Consider the following 17042-nt stretch of genomic DNA (forward strand, 5'->3'; position numbering starts at 1 on the left):
CATGTTCGGGCATCTCAAAATCAACCGCGCTATCGCCACCCGCTATGACCAACTGGCCAGCAGCTTCCTCGGGATGGTCTATCTCGCCACCGCCCGATACTGGCTCAAATTTGTCCACGCTGCCTAGATAGCTTTCAAGTCCGCTTTGGACTTGGCAAAATGCTGTATCATGAAACGAGTGTGAGGATTGCTTGGGTCGGTTGATAAAGCGATTGTTCCCCTCGCCGCAGGTGAGAGTCTGATTTCGGAGCGATGATTTTCTACATGATTTCTTGGAATGACGAAGGTTGCATATCTTTCGTCAGGAATAGGGTATTCATGGGAAAACCTGCCATCGAATTGTCCAGCGATTATTAGATATTCGTAGGATTTTTAAAATCCGATGAGTTTACAAGAATGTTAGTCCAATTCCATCGCATATTGCGGCTATTTTTATTTGGTTGATTGAGCTTGCTGAACTTAACTTCGAGCTGCGCTCCATTTCCTGAGAGGACATCATAACTCGCGTCGTAGTGTTGATTGATCAGCCCGTTCGTCCACGCTGAGACAGCGGCCTCGGCCGCCGAGCATCCCGCGTGTCTCGTTGATGCAAGCAGTTCCAATGCGTCAGCCGCGCTCAAAATGTCGTCTAGCAATTTCTCGTTTGGTAGGTGAACGCCTCGTAACGCTTCCACAGCTGTATAGATGCGATTTAGGTGGTGGACGGAATATGTCTGATTTTTTTCGCTATGTCCCAAAATTGGCATACACGCTCTTGCTTTTTCAATGAAAAGACAATTTGATGGGCCGTAATTGTGGAAAACTCTAGCGCTATGTCAAACCGGCCACAAAAGAGGCGGCCCGTTTCCGGACCGCCTCTTTGTTTTCGCACCAGTACGAAGCGTGATTGGCGCTTCGAGAACTGCCAGCCGAAGCGTGATTAACGCTTCGAGAACTGGAAGCTGCGGCGTGCCTTGGCACGGCCATACTTCTTGCGTTCCACGACGCGGGGGTCGCGGGTCAGGAAGCCGGCAGCCTTTACAGCGCCACGCAGAGCGGGTTCGAACTTGGCCAGAGCCTGGCTGATGCCATGCTTCACAGCGCCAGCCTGACCCGACAGGCCGCCACCCTTGACGGTGCAAACCACGTCATAGGCGCCCGAACGGTCAGCAACGCCAAAGGGCTGGTTGATCACGAGACGCAGGGTAGGACGTGCGAAATACACTTCCTGATCGCGGCCATTGACGGTGATCTTGCCGGTGCCGGGCTTGATCCACACGCGGGCCACGGCGTCCTTACGACGGCCGGTGGCATAGGCGCGGCCCTGGGCGTCGACTTCGCGTTCGCGCAGGGGGGCGGCAGGAGCGGCAGGAGCGCTGGTTTCGGCCAGATCGGCGAGGTTGTTGATGCTATCGGACATTACGCGCCAACCTTGTTCTTGCGGTTACGAGCAGCGACATCGAGCGGCTGGGGCTGGGTGCCACCATGGGGATGCTCGGCGCCAGCATAGAGGTGCAGGGCGCGCATTTGCGCACGGCCCAGAGGACCACGCGGAATCATGCGTTCCACAGCCTTTTCCAGAACGCGCTCGGGGAAGCGGCCTTCCAGAACCTTGGCAGCGGTCACTTCCTTGATACCGCCAGCATAACCGGTGTGCTTGTAGTACACCTTGTTCTTCAGCTTGTTGCCGGTCAGACGCACCTTGTCGGCGTTGATGACCACAACATGGTCACCGCAATCGACGTGGGGCGTGAAGCTCGGCTTGTGCTTGCCGCGCAGCGTGTTGGCGATGATCACGGCCAGACGACCGAGCACCAGACCTTCGGCATCGATCAGATGCCACTTCTTTTCCACGTCAGCCGGTTTGATCGACTGCGTGACCTTGGAAAGAGCCTTCATGGCTTTGAGTTCCCGTCAAGTCAGGGGGCTTGGCCCCTATGAACAGCAATCCCCGCCTTGGCCGCGCCGGAATCGGCACAGACCCCAAGCGGGGGATTGCGCGCCTAATGTTGGAAAGGGGTTCCAGAGTCAAGGTTTCCGGCGCTTTTGACGTAAGGTAAAATAATACCGCGCAGGCATTGCGACTTTCGTGGCAGCCCCTATGCCGGCTCACGATGCGCCTTCAGAGGGGGATCGGCCGCCGAGTGGTCTTTCGGCGCGGCGCGCGAGAGCAGGCATAGAGGTGCCGACAAACGGGCCATAAGTTAGGCCGCGACCGCAAAGGGCTTCGTTTGTCGTCCTATCAACGCTTTAAGGCCAAATTTGGTTCCGCAGGAATTTATCCCTTGCGCGAAAAATCCCCCTGCGTCCCCGATTGCGGCGCGCCCAGACAGTGCAGGCTCCACACCATGGCGACCACCAAAAGCGCCCCCACCAATTGATGGGTAACGGCAATATGCAGCGAAACGCCGGTCATCACCGTGGCAATGCCCAACAGGATTTGCGTGCCCACCGCCGAATGCAGCGCGATGCTGGCAGGTCGGGCGCCGATGGCTTTGAGTCGCCGCGCAACCACCACCACCGCGATCAGCACCGCCAAGGCGAACCAGCGGTGCAGGAAATGGACAATCGCCGGATCATAGGTCAGCGCCTCGACAAATCCGCGGCCGCTTTGCGTGGCACCGGGCCAGATTGCGCCATTCATCAAAGGCCAGTCCTGCGCGACATGGCCCGCGCGCAGGCCAGCCATAAAGGCGCCCCAGATCAATTGCAGTGCCAGAGCCAGCCCCGCCAGCGCGCCAAGGCCGGTCAGCCGCGAACGGGCTTTGCCCCGCGCCAGCGCCTGTAAATCCAGCGCGGTCCATACCAGCCCCGCCAGCGTGAACAGCGCCACACCCAGATGGGTGGCAAGGCGCAGATGGCTGACTTTCACATCCTGCGCGATGCCTGATTTGACCATCCACCAGCCCACCGCGCCCTGCAAAGCGCCCAAAGCCAGCAAAGCCATCAGGCGCGGCTTGTAACCCGCAGGGATCTGTCCGCGCAGCCAGAACAGCAACATCGGCGCGGCAAATACCAGCCCGATGCTGCGCGCCAGCAGGCGATGCACCCATTCCCAGAAGAAGATGCTCTTGTAGGTTTCCAGCGTCATGCCCGCCGGACCATTGATCAGGATATATTGCGGCGTGGCGCGATATTTGGCGAATTCCTCTTCCCACGCCCCTTGGGTAAGCGGAGGCAGCGTGCCGCTGACCGGTTTCCACTCGGTGATGGACACCCCCGATTCGGTCAGCCGCGTGATGCCGCCCACCACCACAATGCCCAGCACCATCGCGGCCACCACCCATAGCCAGCGCGCCACAGCCAGCGGCTTTGCGGTAGAGGGGCGGTAATGGGGCATGGGTTGGCGCTTTCACTCGATAGATAGTTGCCCCAAGCATGGTGGTAAATTTCGCGCAGGACAAGGGCGGCGCAGGGGCAAAGGCTGCGGTTATGTTCGGGGCCTTGTGCAAAATAGCGGAGCTTGCCTCTTGCGTGATGATACATTGTTACATACATGGGGCGGGTGATGATCGGAAACCCCTTCGCCTCGATTCGCGCCAAGCTGGATCATGCCGGTGTGCTGCTGTCCGCGCTGTGCCTTGTGCATTGCGTGTCAGGGCTGGTGCTGGTGTCGCTGCTGGGGCTGGGCGGGGGCGTGCTGCTGGACCCGCGCTTTCACGAGGTGGGGCTGGTGGTAGCCATTGCCGTTGGCGCCTTGGGTCTGGGCTTTGGCGTGGCGCGCCATGGGCAAAGGCTGCCCTTGCTGCTGGGCGCGCTGGGGCTGGGGCTGATGGCGCTGGGGCTGGTGGTGCCGCATGGGCTGGCCGAGGTGGCCGCCACGGTTCCGGGCGTTATTCTGCTGGCCTTTGCCCATATCCGGAACTTGCGCGGCGCGCATTGAAGGTTCATGGGGCTGCCCATGGCTGACAAAATCTCCCTTACCGTCAATGGTGATCCGCGCAGCATCGCGGCGGGCGCCTCCGTGGCCGATCTGGTGGCCGACATCGGGCTCAACCCTGCCAAGGTGGCGGTGGAGCGTAACCGCGTGATCGTGCCGCGCAGCACTTTGGCGCAGGTGGCTTTGGCCGATGGGGATGAATTGGAAATCGTGCATTTTGTGGGAGGTGGCGACGTGACGCCTGATGACACCTGGACCGTGGCGGGGCGTACTTTCCGGTCGCGCCTGATTGTGGGCACCGGCAAGTATAAGGACTTTGCCCAAAACGCCGCCGCTTTGGAGGCTTCGGGCGCGGAAATGGTGACGGTTGCCGTGCGCCGCGTGAATGTGTCGGACCCCAGCGCGCCGATGCTGACCGATTTTATCGACCCCAAAAAGGTCACCTATCTGCCCAACACCGCCGGTTGCTTTACCGCCGATGATGCCATCCGCACCCTGCGTCTGGCGCGCGAGGCGGGCGGTTGGGATCTGGTGAAGCTGGAAGTTTTGGGCGAGGCGCGCACGCTTTACCCCGATATGCGCGAGACGCTCAAAGCCACCGAAGTGCTGGCCAAGGAAGGCTTTGCGCCGATGGTTTACTGCGTGGACGATCCGATTGCCGCCAAGCAATTGGAAGAAGCGGGCGCGGTGGCGATCATGCCTTTGGGCGCGCCGATCGGCAGTGGCCTTGGTATCCAGAACCGCGTGACCATCCGCCTGATTGTCGAAGGCGCCAAGGTTCCCGTGCTGGTGGATGCGGGCGTGGGCACGGCTTCGGATGCGGCGGTGGCGATGGAGCTGGGCGTGGATGGCGTGTTGATGAACACCGCCATTGCCGAGGCGAAAGACCCGATCCGCATGGCCCGTGCGATGCGTCTGGCGGTGGAAGGCGGGCGTGAGGCCTATCTGGCAGGGCGCATGGCCACGCGCAAATATGCCGATCCCAGCAGCCCGCTGGCCGGTCTGATCTGAGCCTTCGCATTAGGTCCGAAACCGGGGTTTTTCGCCATAGTTAACTGGCGCAACTCCGTGTTTCCCCGATGTATGGTTAACGCCATCGCAACGCGATTCGGGCGAAACCTCAGGCACGGCCCAGCGGGGGCCTTGCTTGGGGATTGATGACAATGGCGAATACGGGAATGGCGACGCTGGCAATCGCGGAATTGCGCGAATTTGCGGGCTTCACCCCCTGCGAGCAGCGTTACATCAAGCGCAGCCTTGATGTCGGGCTGGGCCGTCAGGACGCTTTCAAACTATGGGCGCGCGATGCGGCCGAAAGCGCCAGCATCCGCAGCCAATATGCCGTCTATCAGGATCTGAAATCGCTGCGCGGGGAAAAGCCCAGCGAGGGCAGTTTCGACGCGCTGGAAACCTATATGGGCAAGATCGTGCGGCTGACCGCTTTCGATCTGTCGCAGGAAAAGCTGACCGGCTTTTCCGCCTATCGCTTCCTGTATGAACGCCTGTTGGGTGCCGATGTGCGTCCTTGGCTGCCCAGCGCTTTCTGCGCCGCCGCCGCCCTGCCGCATATCAAGCCGGACCGCCGCAAGAAGCTGTTGCAATCGATCAGCGAGGCGGCTGCCACCGCGCAGGGCTGGTCCACCCGCGAACCGGCCTTTTATCCCGAATGGGTGGACAAGGAAGCGGCTTGAGATTTTTCAAAGCTTGGTCAGAGCAAAGCGGCGCCTGTGATGGGCGCCGTTTTTGTTTAAGGGAGTAGCGGGAAAACAACCCTCTCCTGCAACCACAGGATGGAAGGGTAGGCGCAGAGCCAGATCCAGAAGAAGCGGTTGAGGCCGAACAGGCAGGCATTGGCGCCGTGGAAGGTGGCGGCGATCACCAGCGCGAGGATCAGCGTGGGGCGCGTGGCCAGAGCGAGCGGGAAGGCCAGCTCAAACACCATCACCGCCCAACCCATCGCCAGCAACAGGCGCGGGTGCTGCGCCCAGCCACGAATATTCTCCCCCGCAGGATAGGCGGAGAAGCGGAATACATCGCGCAGGGCTTGCCCATTGCGCCAGGCAGGGTTCACCACTTTCACCCAACCGGAGATGAAATAGGACAGGGTGAGCTGCGCGCCCAGATAGCCGAAGGCCAGCTCGCGGTGCTGCGGCATGGCATGGGCGGCGGTGAGGCAGAGCAGGATCAGCAGGCTCATCCGGTCGTACCCGCCATTATAGGGGCCTGCAAAGAAATGCAGGATCACCATATGGTTCACCAGCAACATGGCCAGTAGCCATAACGGCGGTATTGGCAGGCCTAAGGCCGCGCCCACCAGAAGCGCGCTGAGCATAAGGCGCGGGACAAACAGCAGCCTTTCCGCTGGCCTTGCCGCAGGGCGCAAGTGTTCAAGGCTCTGCTGGATGAAAGCCATGCCCATCATCAGCGTGGTGAGTTGCATTGCGCCGTCGAGTGTCACAGCAGATCCTTCACCGCCAGCACGGGCGAGAGATAGGCGACATGGCTGTTCAGCGCGCCATCCTCATCGGGCAGGACAAAGCGCAGGCGCACTTGCAGGAAAGGCGTGGCATCGGCCTGCGGGGCCAGATGGCGGGCGATCCGGCGCAGGATCTCGCTCTGGCTATGCGCGGTGGGGTTTTGCACCAGCCTTTCGCTGCAACTGACCAGAAACAGGCTCTCGTTACGCTCGGCATTCCACAGCATACGGCGCAGCATGGCGGGGAAGGTCAGCCGCTCAGGGCGCGGGCGGAAGGGGCGCCAATCCGCGCTATCGTCAGTTTGCTTGGCCAACAGCACATAATCGAGCCGCGGCGAGGCCGAAACCGCATCAAAGAACCGCCATGACGGGATCAGCGCAGGCAGCACCAGCGCAAGGCTTTTGAAAACAGGCTGAATCAGGCGGATGATCACGCGGGCGATTACAGCGCAGGCCCAACGTCCGCGCTATAGGTTTTATTACAGGAAATGTCCGGAACGGTCGCGCTTGGTGGCCAGATAGCGTTCATTATGCGGATTGGCGGGCAGGGCGTGGGGCACGCGCTCCAGCACGTTGACACCCACCGATTGCAGCACCGCCACCTTGGCAGGATTGTTGGTCATCAACCTGATCGCGCCCACGCCCAGCAAGTCCAGCATGCGCGCCGCGACGGGGAAATCGCGTGCCTCATTGGGCAGGCCAAGGCGGGTGTTGGCATCCACCGTGTCAAAACCCTGATCCTGCAATTGATAGGCGCGCAGCTTGTTGATGAGGCCGATCCCGCGCCCTTCCTGTCGCAGATAGAGCAGGATGCCCCAGCCGCCCTGATTGGCCTCCTGCGCCATGGCGGCAAGAGCGGCATCAAGCTGCGGCCCGCAATCGCATTTCAAACTGCCCAACACGTCGCCGGTCAGGCATTCGGAATGCAGGCGCACCAAAGGCGGCCGGTCGGCATTCTGGCTACCCAGCACCAGCGCAACGTGCTCGCGCAGATCATCACGGCTGCGGAAGGCAACAATCTGTGCGCTGTCGCAAACCGAAACTGGCAGGCGCGCGCGGCTGGCTATGGCCAGATGGCGCGGGTCTTTGAAATCTTCCAGATCCTCCGGCGCCAGCGTGACCGCCGGTTCGACGCCTTTGGCATCCAGCAGGAAAGCGGGCAAAACCCCCGCCAATCGCGCCAGTTCCAGCGCTGCCACCGCTGCAGGCAGATCGGCAATCGGCAAAGCGCGGAAAGGGCCCTTCATCGGCGTGGCCAGATCGAGCGCCGGATCGGCAATGGCGCGGGCCAGAGGCAGGTCAAACGCCTCTGCCCCATGGATCAGCACCGGAGCTTCGGGCTCTGCCGCGTCGCGCTGGTTGGCCAGTTTCAACGTGGCGGCGCGCGCAGCCGAGATCAGCATCTGGCCCGAAAGCACATCCCCGCCAAAGCCGGTTTCGGCGGGCAGCAGCACCCATGGCCCGATGGCAATCGCCCAGCCATGGCGCAGCGCATCCAGCGCCAGCGCAACCTTGCGCGAACCTTCGGCCTGCATCAGAGATCAAACTCCGTGATGAGCGGCACATGGTCCGAACATTTTTCCCAATCGCGTGCGTCTTCAAACACGCGATGGGCGCTGGCCTTGGCGGCCACATCGGGCGAGGCCCAGATATGGTCCAGACGGCGGCCCTTGTCATTGGCCCGCCAATCCTTGGCGCGATAGGACCACCATGAATAGGAGCGTTCAGGCGCGGGGATCAATTGGCGGCCCACATCGACAAAGCCATGCGCCGCCTGAAACGCGGCCAAGGTTTCCACCTCGATCGGCGTATGGCTGACGACCTTGAGCAAAGCCTTGTGGCTCCACACATCGCTTTCCAGCGGGGCAATGTTGAAATCGCCGCAGATGATGGTGGGCTGGTCAATCGCGCTCGCCCAATCGGTCATGCGGGCCAGAAAATCCAGCTTCTGGCCGAATTTGGGGTTCACCTCGCGGTCGGGCTCGTCGCCACCGGCGGGGATATAGACATTGTGCAATTCCACGCCGCAGCCATCGATCCGCACGCCCACATGGCGCGCCTCGCCATTGGCTTGCCAATCGTGGCGGCTCACTTCGGTGATGGGAATGCGGCTGACGGTCGCCACGCCGTGATAGCCCTTTTGCCCATGCACCGCCTGATAGGTGTAGCCCAGCGCGGCAAAAGCCTCTGCGGGGAACAGTTCGGCCACCGTCTTGATTTCCTGCAGGCAGAGCACATCGGGCGCATGTTCGGCCAGATAGCGTTCCACCAGCGGCATCCGCAGCCGCACCGAATTGATGTTCCATGTTGCAATCGAGATCATGGCGGCAGGCTTTAGGGGAGGCCGCAGAAGATGGCAAAGAATTTGGGGCGGCGCGCCATGCCGGACAAAGAAAACCCCCGCTTCCCGGGGGCAGAGGGAAGCGAGGGTTCGGTTTGCGTTCGTCACGCTGACAGACGGATCTGATGTGAAGAGCGGGCAACAGGGGGGAAACCCGCTTGCGTCCGTTCTGTCGAGAACCGGTATAGGGGGGCTGTGCTTTCCCGCTTATGAATGGGAATGGCAGCATTGTCGCAGATTGTCGCATATTCGTCGCGCGCCAGAGTCCATTGGTCGCAGGCAGGCGTTATGGGCGCATAAAAAAGCCCGCCAGTGGGGCGGGCCTTTCACGCAGGTTTCGGCGGGGTCAGCGGCCGAAGGAATTGTTCAGCACGCGGAACAGGCTGTCTTCCAGCGGGATGCCATAGCGGTGATTCGCCAGACGAATCGTGGTGCGGCGATTTTGCGCATCGGTGGTTTGCCATGCCATCAATTCCAGCCCGCCCGGCGCGCTGACCTTGCGGGCAAAGCTCATCATCATCACGCCATATTCGGGGTGGCTGCGGTCCTCGACGCGGATCAGCACGCTTTGCCCGTCGGGGCTGGGCATCAGCTTGCCATATTGCATCACGTCTTTGGCCGGGTTCAGCAGCGCGCCCAGGGGGCTTTTACCAATCGGCCAGCGCTGGGTCTGCTTCACTTCCGAATCGACAATGGTCAAAGCCTTGCCGTCCGAAACGATCAACACCGGATAGCCGCGCTGATATTGGAAGCGGATCTTGCCCGGGCGCTTCAGGCTGATCGTGCCGCTCACCTGTTGGCCGCTCGATTCGCTGCGCTGGGTGAAATCGGCGCGCAGAGTCTCGATCTCGCGCAGGGCGGCCACGGCATGGGCCAGATCGCTGTCATTGGCCTGTGCACACGCGGGCGCCGCATACAAGGAAAGGGCCGCCGGTCCCGCAACCAGCAGCCCCTTGGCCAGATGGGTAAGCGTGAGCGGCAGCAGCTTTACACGAAAGGTCAAAGCCGATGCGCCCCGATTCGCGACAAGGTTTTTCAGATGCTTCACGGCCGATGCTTTAACCGGCGGGCGGATGAACCGCCCCTGAATTCCTAAAAAACCCTAATCGCGCAATGCTTACTTGATCTTGGCTTCCTTGAACTCGACGTGCTTGCGCACAACGGGATCGTACTTCTTGAACGAGAACTTCTCGGTCGTGTTGCGCGGGTTCTTCTTGGTCACATAGAAGAAGCCGGTGTCGGCGGTCGAAACCAGCCGGATCTTGACGGTTGCGGGCTTTGCCACGGTGCTTTCCTTATTTCCCAACGAACCCGGCGAAGCCAACCACCCGAGGGCGGCGCAACAACCAAGTTTTCAAAGTAAATCCAAACAGGCGGGGGAAGCGGTTTAACCATCGTCCCCTGCAAGAGCGCAGCCCCTTGCGACAGCAGCGCCCCAGAGTCAAGCAAGAAGCTGCGTATCAGGCCATATGCGAGAGCGCATAGATCGCCGCAGCGCCTGCCAGAATGCGATAAATGGCAAAAGGGGTGAAACCATGGCGGCCCACATAGGCCACAAAGCCCTTGATCACCGCCAGGGCGACGACAAAGGACACCACAAAGCCCACCGCGATCTCGTTGACGCCCACCGCCGAGCTGCCGCTCATCAATTCATGGCGATGGCTGGCCAATTGCAGCACCGTGGCGCCCAGCATGGTGGGTATCGCCAGAAAGAAGCTGAATTCGGCCGCCGTGGCGCGGTTGATGCCCATGCACAGCGCGCCCATGATCGTGGCGCCCGAACGCGACACGCCCGGAATCATCGCCAGACATTGCATGAAGCCCACGCCCAGCGCCTTCTTGGTCGATAGCTGGCCCAGCCCTTCATACTCACCGGGCTTTACCACGCGCTCAATGGCCAGAATCGCTACACCGCCCACCAGCAGCGCCCATGCCACCACCATCGGGCTTTCCAACAGCACATCGATCTTTTTCTTGAAGATCAGCCCCAGCACCACCGCAGGGATGAAGGCCACCAGTAGATTGACCAGAAAGCGGATCGCCAAAGGCTCGCGCCGGATCAGCCCCTGCAGCACGGCCCAGAAGGTGCGCCAGTAATGGACCACCACCGCCAGAATCGCGCCCAGCTGGATGACAATGTCAAACACCGCCCATTGCGAATCATCATAGCCAAAGAATTTGGCCGCCAGAATGAGATGGCCGGTGGAGGAGACCGGCAGGAACTCGGTCAAGCCTTCGACAATGCCGAGCAGGCCCGCGGTAAGAAGCAGCGACATGGGGGAGCTTAGTCCTTATTATCAGGCAGATAGCCGTTAAGTCGCTGACATGATTACCTTACAGGCGCGACTCGTCAAATTGCAAACTTGCAAGGCGGGCATAAAGGCCGCCCGCGCGGGAGAGGTCTTCGTGGCGGCCCACTTCCACAATGCGCCCACCTTCCATCACCACGATGCGGTCGGCCTGACGCACCGTGGCCAGACGATGCGCGATGACCAGAGTGGTGCGGCCCTGCATCAGATGCTCCAGCGCTTCCTGCACCAAAGCCTCGCTTTCGGCGTCCAGCGCGCTGGTGGCCTCGTCCAGCAGCAGGATCGGCGCGTCGCGCAGGATGGCGCGGGCAATGGCGATGCGCTGGCGCTGGCCGCCCGACAGGCGGGCGCCATTCTCGCCAAGGAAGGTGTCCAAGCCTTCGGGCAGTTCGCGCAGGAAGCTTTCGGCATTGGCGGCACGGGCGGCGGCCCAGATCGCCTCGTCGCTGGCATCCCAATTGCCATAGCGCAGATTGTCGCGGGCGCTGGCGGCGAACAGCACGCCTTCCTGCGGCACCAGCGCCATGCGTTCGCGGATTGCGGCAGGGTCGGCATGGGTCAATGGCACGCCGTCCAGCTTGATGATGCCACCCTGCGGATCATAGAAACGCTCGGCCAGTTGGAAAATGGTGGATTTGCCCGCGCCGGAGGGGCCGACAATCGCCACCGTCTCGCCCGGCTCGATCTTCAGATCAAAACCGACCAGCGCAGGCACTTCGGGACGGGTGGGATAGCGGAAGGTGACGCTTTCAAAGCTGAGCGCGCCGCGGGCAGGGCTGGGCAGGGCGGTGGGCTTGGCAGGCGCGGCAATCGCGGGGCGCTCGCTCAACAGTTCGGACAGGCGGCTGGCCGCACCAGCGCCGCGCACCAGATCGCCATAGACCTCGCTCAAGGAACCAAAGGCACCGGCGACCAAGGCCCCCGTCAGCACGAATTGCGCGATGATGCCGCCGGAAATCTCGCCGCTGGCCACGCCATTGGCGCCGCGCCACATCAGCAGGACCAGCGCGCCAAACACCAGACCCATCACCACGCTGGTCATGGTTGAACGGATGGTGATGCGGCGGCGGGCGGTTTCAAAGCTGCGCTCCACCGCGCCGGCAAAACGCTCCGCCTCGCGGGTTTCCTGATTGAAGGCTTGCACCACTTTGGCCGCGCCCAGCACTTCGGACACCATCGCGCCAATATCGGCGATCCGGTCCTGGCTGGAGCGCGATTCGCGGCGTAGGCGGCGACCGAACCATACGATGGGACCGACCACCACCGGAATGGCAATCACCAGCATCGCGGTCAGCTTGGGCGCCAGAAAGAACAGGATGACCACGCCGACAATCGCGGTGATCAGATTGCGCAAGGCCACCGAAACGGTCGTGCCCACCACCTGCTCGATCAGCGAGGTGTCCGAGGTCATCCGGCTGGAGATTTCCTTGGGGCTGTTTTCCTCGAAAAAGGCGGGGGGCTGGCGCAGCAGGTTGCGCTGCACCGCAAGGCGGATGTCGGCCACCACGCGCTCACCCAGCCAGGATACGTTGTAAAAGCGCACCGCCGTGCCAATCGCCAGCAGGATCACCATGCCGATCAGCAGCTCGAAATAGAAATTGATCGTCGCCGGATCGCTGCCCCGGGCAAAGCCCTTGTCCACCACCTGACGGAAGCCCCAAGGCACGCTGGCCGTGGTGGCCGAGGTGACGATCAGCGCCGCGCCTGCCGCCGCCAGTCGGCCCGGATATTGCACCGCCGCGCGCCATACCATGCGCAGGGGGCCAAGGCTTTTGCCTTGCTTGGCCTGTTCTGTAGCGTCTGCCGCGCCCGCGCTCTGGCTTGCGTCTTGGGCGGGGCGGGGCGAGTTGGCTGACGACGCGGACATGGTGGATGGCCCTAAACCAAAGTTTAGCCCGTTGGAACAGGCTTTCAAAGCGTTGTTGGCACCTATCTGGCGCCGATGTTCACGTAATTACCCGAAGGCCCCATTGCAACTGGTCCGCAGCATCGCCATTGTATGAGTTATAAGAAGAGAAATTGCCTTTCGGGTCATTCCGCGCAGGGGAAGAGAAAATGCTGTACAATGCCTATGAGATGCAACGTAGCCTGATGTCGGGCGCGAGCGCCATGGCGTCGGTCTGGTCAGAAGTTTTGTCCAATCCTGCCAATCCCTTGTCCGCATTGGGCGTGGGGCAGGTGGCGGCTTCGGCGCTGGATGTGTTTGCCCATGCCGCCATGCCGCGGGGCAAGCCCGCCTTTGCAATCGATTCGGTAGAGGTGGCGGGCGAAAGCTACTCCGTTACGGAATCGATTGTCATGCAGCGCCCTTTCGGCAATCTCCTGCGCTTTAGTCATACTGGATTGGGCAAAGACGCGCCAAAACTGTTGATTGTTGCGCCGATGAGCGGCCACTATGCTACGCTGTTGCGCGGGACGGTGGCGCGTATGGTGCAAAGCAGCGTGGTCTATATCACCGATTGGGCCGATGCCCGTCAGGTGCCTTTGTCCGAAGGCCGCTTCGATCTTGATGACTATATCGACTATGTAATCCGTTTCCTGGAATTTACCGGCAAGGATATCAATGATGAAGGCACCCATGTGCTGGCCGTGTGCCAGCCCTCGGTGCCCACCTATGCCGCCACGGCGATCATGGGCGCCAATGGCCATCCGCAACGCCCGCTGACGCTGACCATGATGGGCGGGCCGGTGGACACGCGTGAGGCGCCCACCAGCGTCAATGACGTGGCGGTCAACCATCCGCTGCCCTGGTTCAAGCATAATGTGATTGCCACCGTGCCGCTGCATTATCCCGGCGCGGGGCGCGAGGTTTACCCCGGTTTCCTGCAATTGGCCGGTTTCATGAGCATGAACCTGCAAAGCCATATGATGAGCCATTGGCAGATGTTCCGCCATCTGGTGGCGGGCGATGGCGAAAGCGCGGATGCCAGCAAGAGTTTTTACGAGGAATATCGCAGCGTCTGCGACATGACGGCGGAATTCTATCTGCAAACCATCGAGCATGTGTTCCAGAAGCATTCGCTGCCCAAGGGCGAATTTGTCCATCGCGGGGCGGTGATCGATCTGGGCGGGATCAAGGATACCGCGCTCTTGGCGGTCGAGGGTGAACGCGACGATATTTCGGGCATCGGCCAGACCAAGGCCGCGCTGAAACTGGCGCATAATCTGCCCGACAGCCACAAGCAGTATCTGCTGGCGGAGGGCGTGGGCCATTACGGCATTTTCAACGGCAGCAAATGGCGCAACCGCATCGCGCCGGTGCTGGAAGCATGGATGGCCCAGCACGCCAAGCGTTGAACCCAACGTCCCAGTGTTCAGATCAACCGGTTCAGCCAGCGCTGGGCCGGTTTTTCTATGGCCCGATGCAGAATGTGGGACGCGGCCAGCACCAGCATTAAATAGGCCACCCATTGGCACCAGCTGATGCGCGGTTCGCCGCCTGCCATGCTGTGCACAAAGGCTAGTTTAAACAGCACAAAGATCAGGAAATGCGATAGATAGGTGGCATAGCTGATCTCGCCCAGCCAATGTAGCACATCGGCCCCCAGCCAGCGCAGCGGCAGCCAGACCTGTTCGCGCGCCAGACAGAGAATCAGTGCGGCCATGGTGGCGGGCACGAAAGCGGCCTCTTCCCAGCCCAAAGTGATGCTCGCCATGGGCAAGGTCAGTGCCGCAAGCGCGGGCAACCAGCCAGAGCCTAGCCCCAAGCCCCAGACAATTCGCAAACCATTGCCCAGCCAGAATTCCAGCAAACAGCGCAACAATCCGGTGCGGGTCACATCCCGCCCCAGCATGCCCCCTGTCTCCACATAGAAATAGGCCCAGAGCAGTGCGAGCAACATCAGCCCGATCAGCCCCAAGGCCCAACGCGGCAGCCGACCCCAAGGCACCAGCACCAGTAGCGGGAACAGCCATGTGGCCGCCATTTCGCAGGAGATCGACCATGCCGGATCGTTCCAGCTAAGCTCGGCGGTAAAGCCCCAGTTCTGCATCAAGAGCAGGTGGAGGGGCAGTTCTGCCCAAGGATAACGCGGCGCCGGACGCCCCGTGGCCAGCAACAGCAGCGCCAGCCCTGCGCAAGCCGCCAGCATCACCCCATGCAGTGGCCAGATCCGCGCTAGTCTGCGCCACCAGAAACGCAGGGCCGCCCCAAGAATCTGTCCCCGCCGCGCCTCGGCCTGCAAACTATCGGCATAGGAGTGCCAGATGACAAAGCCCGACAGGATGAAGAACAAGTCCACCGCCAGATAGCCCTTGCCCGCCGCCAGCATCGCCCAAGGCGGCAGCAAAGGCCCAAGCGCAAGGCGGGTGTGGAACAAGACCACCAGCCAAGCCGCCAGCCCGCGCAGGCCGGTCAGGGCCGCAAATTGGGCGGGTTTCGCGCTCCTCATGCCACGTCAGGCATAGAATGCGGCCGCGCCACCACCACGCGGCGGGCCAGCGGGTTCAGCCGCATTTCGGTACGGCGGCGCACCTGCTGCACCAGCGCGATTTGCAACGCGATCAGCATATAGATGAAGGGCTGATAGGCGATGCCGACAAAGGCTGCGCCCAGCAGATAGACCAGATGCCCCTGTTGCAGCGCCAGCGCTAGATCGGCATCGCGCCGGTCCTGCGCACCTTCGCTCTTGCGAAGGCGGCGGCGGATGGCTTCGAGTTGCAGCAAGCCGCTGATTTGCAGGATCAGCCACAGCGCCAGGCCCGGCCAGCCCTGTTCGCCCAGCATTTCGAAATAGGCCGAGTGGAAGGCGCGGCCTGCATCGACAATCTTGTTGCTATTGACCTGTACGGTGGCGCCGCTGCCTTCCTCCTGCTTGGTGTTCACCACCAGTTTGTTGCCGCGATAGGAATCAAAACCCCCGCCAAAGGGATGATCGCCCGCATAGGACAGCGTCCATTTCCACACCGCAAGGCGGGTGGAGGCGGATTGGTCGGCCTTGTTGTTCTCGATCGTGCCCATGCGGCTGGAAAAACTGGAGGGCAGCAAGGGCTGCACCGCCAGCCCCGCCAGCGCCAAACCGGCCAGATAGAGCCAGCGATAGCGTACCGAGCGCATCATCAGCACCGCCAGTAGCCCTGCGCAAAGCAGGCCAGTGCGCGCCTCGGTACCCACAGGGATCAACAAAGCGGAAAAGGTCAGCGCATAGGAGAACAGTTTCGTGCGCCAGTCGGGTGGAAAGATCGTCCCATTCTTGCCCAGCCACAGGATCAGCGGGATGATGGCAATCGCCACACAGGCCAGCGTCGAGGCTTCATAAAGGCCGGTGTTATCATTGATGAAAAAGGCCAGTTCGCCATAGCCCCCGCCACCGGCCAGCGTCTTGACCCCGCCGTCAATGATCAGCGCGCCCGCCGCCATCACCATCACCAGCGCTGCAGCCTCTATGCGCAAGGGTGTACGCAGGGTGAAAGGCAGGAAAATGGCAAAAACCAGCGATTTCCACACCCATGCCCATTTGGCCGCTGCCGGATCGGGGAAATCGGCGGTCTGGGTGGTCAAAAAGCAATAGGCCAGCAACAGGACCATAATCCCCTGTCGCATCGAGGCGCGGCTGCCCATTTTGTTGTCGAAAAACACCCAGCCGACCACGGCCAGAAAGAACACCAGCAGCGAGAGCGGCACATGGCTGAGCAGGCCATAGGAGATCTTTTGCGGCGCCAGAATGTCGACATAGAGATAGGCCAGCACCCAGACAAAGGGCCGGCGCAGGCCCGCCAACAAAAAGGCGAGCATGAACAGGGATAGGAATATGTCACGCATCGGGGCGGTGGGACTCGCGGCGTTTCAGGCTTGGTGCCATGCGCCGCGCTTGCGGCCTTTGCGGGACATGGCGGCTTAATTTGGGAATGGAGGAGGGGGCGCCGCCGGGCTGTTCCTCACGCGGGACATGGTCCAGATCCTTGCGCGAGAGCAGGCGGAATGCCGCCAGCAGCAGCAGCGCATGGGTAACGCCCAGCGCGAAAAAGTCGATCATGCGGGCCCCCTTTCCTGTGTGGCCCATAGTCCTAAAGCAAAGCGGTTGACGGGACGTTAAGCCTTTATCTTTAGGAAAAGGC

The 17042-nt window shown here is 61.5% G+C and carries 18 protein-coding genes; 4 read left to right on the plus strand and 14 right to left on the minus strand.

Annotation, left to right across the window (positions count from 1 at the left end):
* Nucleotides 1-919: 919 nt before the first annotated feature.
* The 3 genes from rpsI to EOE18_RS12030 all read right to left on the minus strand — a co-directional run bounded on the left by rpsI (nucleotide 920) and on the right by EOE18_RS12030 (nucleotide 3319).
* Nucleotides 920-1399 carry a 30S ribosomal protein S9 gene (gene rpsI / locus EOE18_RS12020; protein WP_127709845.1) on the minus strand — a complete coding sequence of 160 codons (480 nt, stop codon included), beginning with the start codon at nucleotides 1397-1399 and terminating at the stop codon, nucleotides 920-922.
* Nucleotides 1399-1878 (minus strand): 50S ribosomal protein L13, encoded by a 480-nt coding sequence (gene rplM, locus EOE18_RS12025; RefSeq protein WP_127709847.1) that lies wholly within the window; start codon nucleotides 1876-1878, stop codon nucleotides 1399-1401. Before rplM ends, rpsI begins: the two co-directional genes overlap by 1 nt.
* 379 nt (nucleotides 1879-2257) lie before the next feature.
* Entirely contained in the window at nucleotides 2258-3319 is a 1062-nt protein-coding gene (locus EOE18_RS12030) for a COX15/CtaA family protein (protein ID WP_127709849.1), read from the minus strand.
* Between the two features lie 168 nt (nucleotides 3320-3487).
* On the opposite strand from EOE18_RS12030, the gene EOE18_RS12035 reads away from it, so the two are divergent.
* The 3 genes from EOE18_RS12035 to EOE18_RS12045 all read left to right on the plus strand — a co-directional run bounded on the left by EOE18_RS12035 (nucleotide 3488) and on the right by EOE18_RS12045 (nucleotide 5550).
* The gene (locus EOE18_RS12035) at nucleotides 3488-3862 is read left to right on the plus strand and encodes a MerC domain-containing protein (protein ID WP_127709851.1); all 375 of its coding nucleotides are present in this window, start codon (nucleotides 3488-3490) and stop codon (nucleotides 3860-3862) included.
* Between the two features lie 18 nt (nucleotides 3863-3880).
* Nucleotides 3881-4870 (plus strand): sulfur carrier protein ThiS, encoded by a 990-nt coding sequence (gene thiS / locus EOE18_RS12040; protein WP_127709853.1) that lies wholly within the window; start codon nucleotides 3881-3883, stop codon nucleotides 4868-4870.
* 152 nt (nucleotides 4871-5022) lie between these two features.
* Entirely contained in the window at nucleotides 5023-5550 is a 528-nt protein-coding gene (locus EOE18_RS12045; protein ID WP_127709855.1) for a hypothetical protein, read from the plus strand.
* Between the two features lie 56 nt (nucleotides 5551-5606).
* Here EOE18_RS12045 and EOE18_RS12050 read toward each other — a convergent pair whose 3' ends face one another.
* The 8 genes from EOE18_RS12050 to EOE18_RS12085 form a co-directional block, all read right to left on the minus strand.
* On the minus strand, nucleotides 5607-6317 hold the full coding sequence (locus tag EOE18_RS12050; protein ID WP_127709857.1) for an HTTM domain-containing protein: 711 nt from the start codon (nucleotides 6315-6317) through the stop codon (nucleotides 5607-5609).
* Nucleotides 6314-6769 (minus strand): hypothetical protein, encoded by a 456-nt coding sequence (locus EOE18_RS12055; protein ID WP_127709859.1) that lies wholly within the window; start codon nucleotides 6767-6769, stop codon nucleotides 6314-6316. Before EOE18_RS12055 ends, EOE18_RS12050 begins: the two co-directional genes overlap by 4 nt.
* A gap of 45 nt (nucleotides 6770-6814) precedes the next feature.
* On the minus strand, nucleotides 6815-7870 hold the full coding sequence (gene ribA / locus EOE18_RS12060) for a GTP cyclohydrolase II (RefSeq protein WP_127709861.1): 1056 nt from the start codon (nucleotides 7868-7870) through the stop codon (nucleotides 6815-6817).
* Nucleotides 7870-8658: an exodeoxyribonuclease III gene (locus EOE18_RS12065; protein ID WP_127709863.1), complete on the minus strand. Its 789-nt coding sequence runs from the start codon at nucleotides 8656-8658 to the stop codon at nucleotides 7870-7872. Before EOE18_RS12065 ends, ribA begins: the two co-directional genes overlap by 1 nt.
* A 364-nt stretch (nucleotides 8659-9022) precedes the next feature.
* The gene (locus tag EOE18_RS12070) at nucleotides 9023-9724 is read right to left on the minus strand and encodes a LolA family protein (RefSeq protein WP_246027420.1); all 702 of its coding nucleotides are present in this window, start codon (nucleotides 9722-9724) and stop codon (nucleotides 9023-9025) included.
* Between the two features lie 69 nt (nucleotides 9725-9793).
* Nucleotides 9794-9961, minus strand: coding sequence for a 50S ribosomal protein L33 (rpmG, locus tag EOE18_RS12075; RefSeq protein ID WP_008831595.1), 168 nt, complete (start codon nucleotides 9959-9961; stop codon nucleotides 9794-9796).
* A 175-nt stretch (nucleotides 9962-10136) separates the two neighbouring features.
* Nucleotides 10137-10952 (minus strand): undecaprenyl-diphosphate phosphatase, encoded by an 816-nt coding sequence (locus tag EOE18_RS12080; protein WP_127709865.1) that lies wholly within the window; start codon nucleotides 10950-10952, stop codon nucleotides 10137-10139.
* Between the two features lie 58 nt (nucleotides 10953-11010).
* Complete coding sequence (locus EOE18_RS12085) at nucleotides 11011-12852, minus strand: ABC transporter transmembrane domain-containing protein (protein ID WP_127709867.1); 1842 nt, start codon at nucleotides 12850-12852, stop codon at nucleotides 11011-11013.
* A 188-nt stretch (nucleotides 12853-13040) separates the two neighbouring features.
* Here EOE18_RS12085 and EOE18_RS12090 point away from each other — a divergent pair, with 188 nt between their 5' ends.
* Complete coding sequence (locus tag EOE18_RS12090) at nucleotides 13041-14282, plus strand: polyhydroxyalkanoate depolymerase (RefSeq protein WP_127709869.1); 1242 nt, start codon at nucleotides 13041-13043, stop codon at nucleotides 14280-14282.
* A gap of 17 nt (nucleotides 14283-14299) precedes the next feature.
* Here the strand turns inward: EOE18_RS12090 and EOE18_RS12095 are convergent, their stop codons facing one another.
* Genes EOE18_RS12095 through EOE18_RS12105 form a run of 3 tightly spaced genes read right to left on the minus strand, consistent with a single transcriptional unit; the run spans nucleotide 14300 to nucleotide 16960 of the window.
* On the minus strand, nucleotides 14300-15376 hold the full coding sequence (locus tag EOE18_RS12095) for an acyltransferase family protein (protein WP_127709871.1): 1077 nt from the start codon (nucleotides 15374-15376) through the stop codon (nucleotides 14300-14302).
* Nucleotides 15373-16746 (minus strand): putative O-glycosylation ligase, exosortase A system-associated, encoded by a 1374-nt coding sequence (locus tag EOE18_RS12100; RefSeq protein WP_127709873.1) that lies wholly within the window; start codon nucleotides 16744-16746, stop codon nucleotides 15373-15375. The genes EOE18_RS12095 and EOE18_RS12100 overlap by 4 nt, the downstream gene beginning before the upstream one ends.
* Nucleotides 16739-16960, minus strand: a complete 222-nt coding sequence (locus EOE18_RS12105; protein WP_127709875.1) for a hypothetical protein — start codon at nucleotides 16958-16960, stop codon at nucleotides 16739-16741. The genes EOE18_RS12100 and EOE18_RS12105 overlap by 8 nt, the downstream gene beginning before the upstream one ends.
* Nucleotides 16961-17042 lie beyond the last annotated feature (82 nt).

The organism is Novosphingobium umbonatum (assembly GCF_004005905.1).
GTDB classification, from domain to species: domain Bacteria; phylum Pseudomonadota; class Alphaproteobacteria; order Sphingomonadales; family Sphingomonadaceae; genus Novosphingobium; species Novosphingobium umbonatum.

What these genes read in the sequence shown, in the direction of transcription:
- rplM (WP_127709847.1), bottom strand. Translation starts at nt 1,878, where the DNA reads ATGAAGGCTCTTTCCAAGGTCACGCAGTCGATCAAACCGGCTGACGTG.
- EOE18_RS12100 (WP_127709873.1), bottom strand. Translation starts at nt 16,746, where the DNA reads ATGCGTGACATATTCCTATCCCTGTTCATGCTCGCCTTTTTGTTGGCG.
- ribA (WP_127709861.1), bottom strand. Translation starts at nt 7,870, where the DNA reads ATGCAGGCCGAAGGTTCGCGCAAGGTTGCGCTGGCGCTGGATGCGCTG.
- EOE18_RS12065 (WP_127709863.1), bottom strand. Translation starts at nt 8,658, where the DNA reads ATGATCTCGATTGCAACATGGAACATCAATTCGGTGCGGCTGCGGATG.
- EOE18_RS12105 (WP_127709875.1), bottom strand. Translation starts at nt 16,960, where the DNA reads ATGATCGACTTTTTCGCGCTGGGCGTTACCCATGCGCTGCTGCTGCTG.
- EOE18_RS12090 (WP_127709869.1), top strand. Translation starts at nt 13,041, where the DNA reads ATGCTGTACAATGCCTATGAGATGCAACGTAGCCTGATGTCGGGCGCG.
- rpsI (WP_127709845.1), bottom strand. Translation starts at nt 1,399, where the DNA reads ATGTCCGATAGCATCAACAACCTCGCCGATCTGGCCGAAACCAGCGCT.
- EOE18_RS12045 (WP_127709855.1), top strand. Translation starts at nt 5,023, where the DNA reads ATGGCGAATACGGGAATGGCGACGCTGGCAATCGCGGAATTGCGCGAA.
- EOE18_RS12030 (WP_127709849.1), bottom strand. Translation starts at nt 3,319, where the DNA reads ATGCCCCATTACCGCCCCTCTACCGCAAAGCCGCTGGCTGTGGCGCGC.
- EOE18_RS12035 (WP_127709851.1), top strand. Translation starts at nt 3,488, where the DNA reads ATGATCGGAAACCCCTTCGCCTCGATTCGCGCCAAGCTGGATCATGCC.
- EOE18_RS12095 (WP_127709871.1), bottom strand. Translation starts at nt 15,376, where the DNA reads ATGAGGAGCGCGAAACCCGCCCAATTTGCGGCCCTGACCGGCCTGCGC.
- EOE18_RS12080 (WP_127709865.1), bottom strand. Translation starts at nt 10,952, where the DNA reads ATGTCGCTGCTTCTTACCGCGGGCCTGCTCGGCATTGTCGAAGGCTTG.
- EOE18_RS12085 (WP_127709867.1), bottom strand. Translation starts at nt 12,852, where the DNA reads ATGTCCGCGTCGTCAGCCAACTCGCCCCGCCCCGCCCAAGACGCAAGC.
- thiS (WP_127709853.1), top strand. Translation starts at nt 3,881, where the DNA reads ATGGCTGACAAAATCTCCCTTACCGTCAATGGTGATCCGCGCAGCATC.